The following is a 7,550-nucleotide window of genomic DNA, read 5'->3' as shown; positions in this document are numbered from 1 at the left end:
TTTTTACACTAATTATTATTAATGCGAAAAACCTAGCAATTTTCAATAAAAAATGTTATATTATTAGAGATAAATACTTAAGTATTTTTCTTTATAACAAAAAAATATTGTAATAAATATTACTATGTGTTAATATAATTAATATAAAAATATATTAACACATATATAAAATAAACATATAATAAATAATAAAACGCAAAAAGAGAGGAGCAAAATATGAAAAATCAGTTTTACTTAAAAAACTTCAAAAGCAAGTGGATAAAATACGATAATTATGACTTGAGAGAAAATTCAAATGGAAGTATATATATTGTTCCATCAGAAGACAGTAAATATACAATTTATGATCCTTTTGAAAAATCGAGCAATATATTATTTGATTTAATCGACTTAGGTGACTTAGTTTTAAAAAATGAAAGTCAAGATACTTTATACAATAAATTAATAGTGTTTGTAAAACACTACGGATTACTAGGGCTTATAACTTCTAGTGTATACAATCGAGATATAGTTGGAGAAGATAATGTAATATTTTCACAAAATAATATTATAAGCAGCACTTTAAACTTAGATACTAACATAATGAAGTCTGAGGATTATATAAAACTATTCACGCCATTTGCAGGTGAGGATGATTTATATACTAGAGAATTTGATAAACATCTAACTGTTGTAAAAGCAGAAGATTCTCCACAGTTTTACGGTAAAAAGCCGTTAGTTTTAGATATAGTATTTTCAAAATTCTATGCAGAGCGTGTAGAATGGATTCTAGAATATGCAAAAAATATATCAGAAAATTTAAACCAAATGATAATTTATAAAAATAGCAATTTAACTGAAGCAGTTGAAATAATGCCAGATAAATTTAATCCAAATAAAATAGGATTTACACTAGCAATGTTTGATAGACCTCAAATTAATTGGAATTTCGACTCTCTACAGTCAGCTATGGATATGATTTATGCATTTGCTATAATGGATGAAGATAGGATATTAAACCGTTGTAATTACTGCAATAAAGCATTCTTTGCAAAAACAGAGCGAGAAAAATACTGTTCGCCTTCTTGTAGAAATTGTGCAAATGTTATAAAAAGCAGAAACAAGAAAAAGGCTCTAGAAGAACAAAATAATAAAAATAAAGTAGAAATAACAGAAAATGAAGTTGATGACTTAGCTAAAAATATAGAAAAAGAAAATAAAGCTAATACTTTAGGAAATATAAATGTAGACTTAAATACAAATAAGTTTGAAAATATTTTAGAAAAAATTGATAAGCAAATTATAAAAAATGTTAGAGAAAGAAGTATAGATATTCAAAAATATGAAGGTGGTGAAGATGATATGAAAAATGAAAAACGTAAACAAGCTATTTATGAATATAAAGAAAAGAAGACAACAGGTGGAGTTTATAAAATAACTAATACAGAAAGTAAAAAGAGTTTAATTAAAGGGGAAGTAGATTTACAATCTATGCAAAATAGATTTAATTTCTCTGTTTCGGTAAATAGCTGCTTAAATATAAAACTTCAAAAAGACTGGAACAAATACGGGGCAAAATCATTTACATTTGAAATACTTGAAGAAACTGAGATGAAACCAGAAATGGATAGAAGAGAGTTTAAAAAGTATTTAAATGAAATGGCTGAAAAATATACTGAAAATATGGATCCAGAAGAATTATATTAAATTGAATTTTGAGGATACATTCGATTTGAATATGAAAATTTATAATAAAGATGGAATTTATAAAAAGATAAAGAGCTTTAAGTTTATCTAATAGATAAATAAATTAAAAAATTTTAATAAAAATGTATAGAATTTAATATTGTGTGGATAATATAACTATATATTTAAATTTGCACAATTGAGCTCAATTATAAATATATAGACCGATATTTTTTAGGGTAACTACTCTAAGAAGTATCGGTATTTAATTTTTGAAATAAATTAAATATAAAGGCATATTAGAATATAATTTATCATATAAGATGTTCTTAAAATATGGGGGGATAATATGAGAGTTATTTGTTACAATATACATTCAGGAACTGATAAAGAAAAAAATCCAACATTAAATGAGATTATTGCTTATTTAAAACAACAACAAAGCGATATAATCTGTCTTCAAGAAGTTTTATATTCACAGTATAAAAAAATAAAGTTTAGACTAAGAATGGATGGTATTTTTGCTGAAAATGTTGTGGATAAAGAATTTGGAGTTTGTATACTTACAAAATATAAAATAGTAGCACAAAATCATGTGCTGCTTACTAGCAAAAAAGAACAAAGGGGATTTGCACATATAAAAGTAAAAATAAATGATGATGGGTATTTAAATGTTATCAATACACATCTCGGTCTTGATAAATATGAACGTGTTAAACAAATAGATGAAATTTTAGATTTTATAAATATAAATTTAAATGGAAATATTGAAAATCTTATAGGGAATATAATTTGTGGGGACTTTAATGAAAAGAATATATATCTTAATAACTTTGAGGACGTATCTATGAAATTAAATAAAGACAACATACCAACTTTTTTAAATAGTAGAATAGACTATTGTTTTGAAGATACGAACTTGAATATTACTTCATATGAAGTGGATAAGGTATATATGTCAGATCACTTTCCAATAATAGTTGATTTTTCATAGTTATATAAATATTAAAAAAAGCACTGAGAAGTGCTTTTATTATTTCTTAGCTAATTTTATATTCCTATCTAATGTATATTTAATTAAGTAACTTGTCATATTTTCAAATTTCATGTCAAAATCATTTTCATCAAAAAGCATATAAAGAGCAAATAAGTTCGCTTCCCTTTCAGCCTCCTGGTTTTCAGATTCAAAGTTATTCACACCAGTATGTCCCAATATTATATGTCCTAGCTCGTGAGCACATAATATATTTTTCGATTTTTCTATGTAATTAGAATTGATTGTAATAGAAGGCTGACCATAAATAGATACAAAATAAGCTTTGCGAGATTCGTTAAAATTTCGTTCTCTAACAGTAATACCCAAGTGGTCACAGATTACAAAGGGGTTATTTGTATTATATGTTGCTTTTAAATTGTCAACGGCCTGTTTAATCTTATTACTACTCAATAAATTACCCTCCCTCCGATAAGTTATCGTTTTACTTGTTATTTTTTCTTATATTTATAGCTAATTAATTCGATTTGTTGCAATAAGTCATTGGCGAAATCGATTATCTCCTCGTCTGATAATTTGGTAGCATCATAACCACCATATGCCATAACAGTCGGCAATTTTAAAATGAATTCCATAGCATCAGTGGCATTGTTAAACTCTGTTGGAGGATTTTGTGGATTACGCCCAAGTAAGTAATCGGTTGATACATCGAAAAAATCCGCTATTTTAGTTAAAATAGTTTGGTCAGGAAATCGCCTACCTTGTTCATACATTCCAATAGTGCTGCTTGATATTCCTAATATTTTACTTAGTTTAGATTGACTGAGATTTTTTGATGTTCTTAACTTTTTCAGATTTTGTCCAAACATGGCTGATCCCTCCTTTACTGCTCTTAATTAAGAATCAAAAGAAAAATTATGTAAATAATTCCTATGGTAATAGTGTAACACGAAACGTGTATTATTTTCAATAAATAACACAAAAGGAAGTGGGATTTCTTTACAAAGTATTTGAGATGAAAAATAAAGTAAATAGATATAAAATAATTGTAGTATAATATTTCATAGTAAAAATCTTTATAATAAGGTATATTACGTACGGTTGATGGACATAAATCAAATAAAAATATGAGCGGAAATAGATTTAGATGAGGAGAATTATTATGAATGAAAAGATATTAGATATATTACAAAAGTATTATGGATATAAGAGTTTTAGAAAGGGTCAAGAAGAAATCATAAATACTATATTAAACGGAGAAGATGTATTAGCAATAATGCCTACAGGTGGAGGAAAGTCACTTTGTTACCAAGTTCCTGCGCTTTGTATGGATGGACTAACTATTGTAATATCTCCATTAATATCACTTATGAAGGACCAAGTAGACTCTTTGACATCAATGGGGATAGATGCTAGCTATATAAATAGTTCACTTTCATCAGAAGATTACAATCAAATTTTAGAAAATATAACAAATGATAAGTATAAGATTATATATGTTGCACCAGAAAGATTAGAAAGCACAGAATTTTTAAATATAATTCAAAATAAAAACATAGCACAAATTGCAATAGACGAGGCACATTGTATATCTCAATGGGGTCACGATTTTAGAGTTTCATACAAAAAGATACCATACTTTATAAGAAATTTAAAAACTAGACCTATAGTTACCACATTTACTGCAACTGCATCGACAGAAGTCAGAAAAGATATTTTAAATATGTTAGATCTTATAGAGCCTAAAATATTTATAACAGGTTTTGATAGAGAAAATTTATACATAAATATAGTTAAATCATCAGCTAAAAATAAATACCTACTAGAATATATAGAAAATCATAAATCAGAAAGCGGTATAATTTATGCTGCAACAAGAAAAGAAGTCGAAAAGATTTATGAAGGTCTTTTAAAAAGGAATATAGACGTACTTAAGTATCATGCAGGTATGTCAAATGAAGACAGAAAGCTAAATCAAGATAAATTTATAAATGACGATGCAAATATAATAGTTGCAACAAATGCATTTGGTATGGGAATAGATAAGCCTAATATAAGATGGGTAATACATTACAACATGCCACAAAGTATAGAAAACTATTATCAAGAAATAGGTAGAGCTGGTAGGGATGGCGAAAATAGCGAGTGTATATTACTTTTTACACCGGGAGATGTCCACACACAAAAATATCTTATAGAAGTAGGAACAGAGAGTGTTTCTAGAAAGACTATACAATATAACAAACTTCAACAAATAGTAGACTTAGTTTATAGCAATTCATGTTATAGAAAAAGTATACTAGAGTATTTTGGAGAAGTTATGCTAGGCAAATGTGACAATTGTAGTAATTGCTTAACTGAAGGTCAAATTATAGACAAAACACTAGATGCTCAAAAGGTAATTTCATGCATATACAGAATGAAGAGAAATTATGGATTAACTATGGTTGTTGATGTTCTTAGAGGATCTAAAAATAAAAAAGTATTAGAACTTGGATTTGATAAACTTAGCACTTATGGAATAATGAAAGACTACAGCAATGAGGGATTAAAGACTTTTATAAACACTTTAATTTCTCATGGATTTTTAGATATAAAAGAAAATCTAGGTACTAGAGGAAGTTTTCCTACTATATCTATGAATAAACAATCTTTAAAAGTATTAAAAGGTGAGATAAAAGTTGAATTTAAAGAGGTAAAAGTAGCAAAAGAATCAAATAATAAAAATGAGTTATTTGAAGTTTTAGCAGACTTAAGAAAGACAATAGCAGTAAATGAAAAAATTGCTCCATATATGGTGTTTGGAGATGCAACATTACTATCAATGGCAAATACTTATCCAACTACACAGCAAGAACTATTAAATATTTCAGGTATTGGACAAGTTAAATACGAAAGATATGGACAAAACTTTATAGATGCAATTGAAACATATATGCAAGATAAAAACATAAATAAAAATGAATTAATTGAAAAACAAAATAATATTGATGAAGATGATAAAGAGTTCTTTGAAGTTAAAACAGATAAGAACTTATATGAATTATTAAAAACTATAAGGGCAAAATATGCACGAATTGAAAGTATTCCATACCACATGGTAATGCCTAAAAACACATTAAAAGAAATAAGCGGAAGATATCCACTAGATACAGAAAAATTAAGCGATATATCTGGACTAGGTCCAAAGAAAATAGATAAATACGGTGATGAAATAATACAAGTAGTCAATAATTATGTAGAAGAAAATAATATAAAAGTAAACTGGAGAGAAAAGAAGAAAAAGAAATTAATTATAGATGGAGAAAGCAGAAAGCCTAAAGAAATAGCTCTAGATTTATTAAATCAAGGAATGGATGTAAAAACTATAAGCAATAAATTAGAAACATCAGTATATTCTATTTTAGGTTTTATATACGACTATATAAAAGAAGACAATGAACTTCACTTCAAATTTAATCCATCAGTGTATTATTGTGAAGATGAAAAAGAGTTAATCGAAAAAAGCATAAATAAATTCGGTGAAGATAAAATGAGGGATATAAAAAACTCACTCCCAGACTATATTAGATATGAAAGTATCAGAGCAGTTATAATAGAAAGATACATAACAGCTTAAATACAGTAAAAATATTTAAATTACAGAAATTAAAATATAAGTATAAATTATATTAAAATTTATAAAAAAAGATTACGAAAATCATAAAAAATGAATTTTTTTATTCAAAAATGTAGATTTAGTAGTATAATTGTATATGGAAAAAAACATTTATACAGGGGAAATTCTGTATGTTGCGCAAAATCGTAACTTAATTAAAGAATTAAAATTTAATGAGATTGGAGTGAGGGTATTGATGAAATTTAAAAAATTGCTAGCTTTGATGATGGTATGCATGTTTGTACTTACTGGTTGTAATAAAACAAATAAAAAATACGACCAATATATGCAAAGTGGGCAAGAAGCTGTAAAACAAGAATCATATGAAGATGCACTAGACTTCTTTGATAGAGCTCTTGTAGAGAAAGAGGATGATAAAGAAGCAACTTCTTTATATAAACAAGTAGAACAACTTTTACAAGTTCAAGCAAAAATGAAACATAAACTATATGATGAAGCTATTGAGTTATGTGAAAAAATAATGGATAGTGATAGCGAGAGTTCAGTAGCTAGAGATGCAGCTAAAAAATTAAAATCTGAGTGTGAAAAACTAAAAAAAGAACAAGATAGTTTAAGTTTTAAAGAACAAATAGAGAAGAAAATAGCTGAAGTTAAAGAGCTTATGGCTGAAGAAGAGTATATGAATGCTAAAGTTAAATTAGGATACATAATTGAAGAACTTGATGGTAAATCAGAATATATTGATAAATTAAAAGAATGTAACGAGTTATTAAAAACTTGTAACGATAAATTAGATGAAATTTCAGCTAAAAAAGAAGAATCATCTAAAAAGGAAGATAACAATACATCAAACGATAATGATGAAGATCAAGGATTTGATAGTAGCAAAATAGATTTTAATGATGAACTTAAAAAACAAATAGCAACTGCAGGAGAAACATATGTAGAATTCTACTTTGAATATGGTTCAGATACTGCCCCAAGTAAATTTGCAGAAAAAGCATACGAAGATACAGAAAATGATACACCTTTAGGACAATATAAAGAACAAGGTAAAACAATTTTCATGAATGCATTTAAACAAGCATTTGAAGCAACAGGAAATGAATATTATTAAAATAAAATAATTTAAATTTGAAATGGGCTATATCAGAATAATTAAAAACTTATTCTGATATAGCCCATTTTTATATATGATAGATTGTCAATATAAGTGCAACATTTTATGTTTATGTTGCAGCGAAGACCTCTGCAGGTGTTTTATATCCAAGA

At 26.6% G+C, this 7,550-nt stretch carries 6 protein-coding genes; 4 read left to right on the top strand and 2 right to left on the bottom strand.

What is annotated here, in order from left to right; translation table 11 throughout:
• Positions 1-216: 216 nt before the first annotated feature.
• Together I4U58_RS11555 and I4U58_RS11550 are read left to right on the top strand one after the other, a co-directional pair.
• Positions 217-1,686, top strand: coding sequence for a GIY-YIG nuclease family protein (locus I4U58_RS11555; RefSeq protein ID WP_195931499.1), 1,470 nt, complete (start codon positions 217-219; stop codon positions 1,684-1,686).
• A gap of 328 nt (positions 1,687-2,014) precedes the next feature.
• Positions 2,015-2,659 (top strand): endonuclease/exonuclease/phosphatase family protein, encoded by a 645-nt coding sequence (locus I4U58_RS11550; RefSeq protein WP_195931498.1) that lies wholly within the window; start codon positions 2,015-2,017, stop codon positions 2,657-2,659.
• 39 nt (positions 2,660-2,698) lie between these two features.
• Here I4U58_RS11550 and I4U58_RS11545 read toward each other — a convergent pair whose 3' ends face one another.
• Together I4U58_RS11545 and I4U58_RS14165 are read right to left on the bottom strand one after the other, a co-directional pair.
• The gene (locus I4U58_RS11545) at positions 2,699-3,112 is read right to left on the bottom strand and encodes an ImmA/IrrE family metallo-endopeptidase (protein WP_195931497.1); all 414 of its coding nucleotides are present in this window, start codon (positions 3,110-3,112) and stop codon (positions 2,699-2,701) included.
• Positions 3,113-3,150: 38 nt separating this feature from the next.
• A complete protein-coding gene (locus tag I4U58_RS14165; RefSeq protein WP_007286114.1) occupies positions 3,151-3,528 on the bottom strand; it encodes a helix-turn-helix transcriptional regulator in 378 nt (125 codons plus the stop codon).
• Between the two features lie 293 nt (positions 3,529-3,821).
• On the opposite strand from I4U58_RS14165, the gene recQ reads away from it, so the two are divergent.
• Together recQ and I4U58_RS11530 are read left to right on the top strand one after the other, a co-directional pair.
• Complete coding sequence (gene recQ / locus I4U58_RS11535) at positions 3,822-6,278, top strand: DNA helicase RecQ (protein ID WP_195931496.1); 2,457 nt, start codon at positions 3,822-3,824, stop codon at positions 6,276-6,278.
• 235 nt (positions 6,279-6,513) lie between these two features.
• The gene (locus tag I4U58_RS11530; RefSeq protein ID WP_195931495.1) at positions 6,514-7,395 is read left to right on the top strand and encodes a hypothetical protein; all 882 of its coding nucleotides are present in this window, start codon (positions 6,514-6,516) and stop codon (positions 7,393-7,395) included.
• Positions 7,396-7,550: the final 155 nt, after the last annotated feature.

This window comes from Clostridium sp. 1001270J_160509_D11, assembly GCF_015667935.1.
Classification (GTDB): domain Bacteria; phylum Bacillota; class Clostridia; order Peptostreptococcales; family Peptostreptococcaceae; genus Intestinibacter.
Note: the sequence above shows the minus strand (reverse complement) of the source record. Positions and strands in the feature narration are given on the sequence as shown.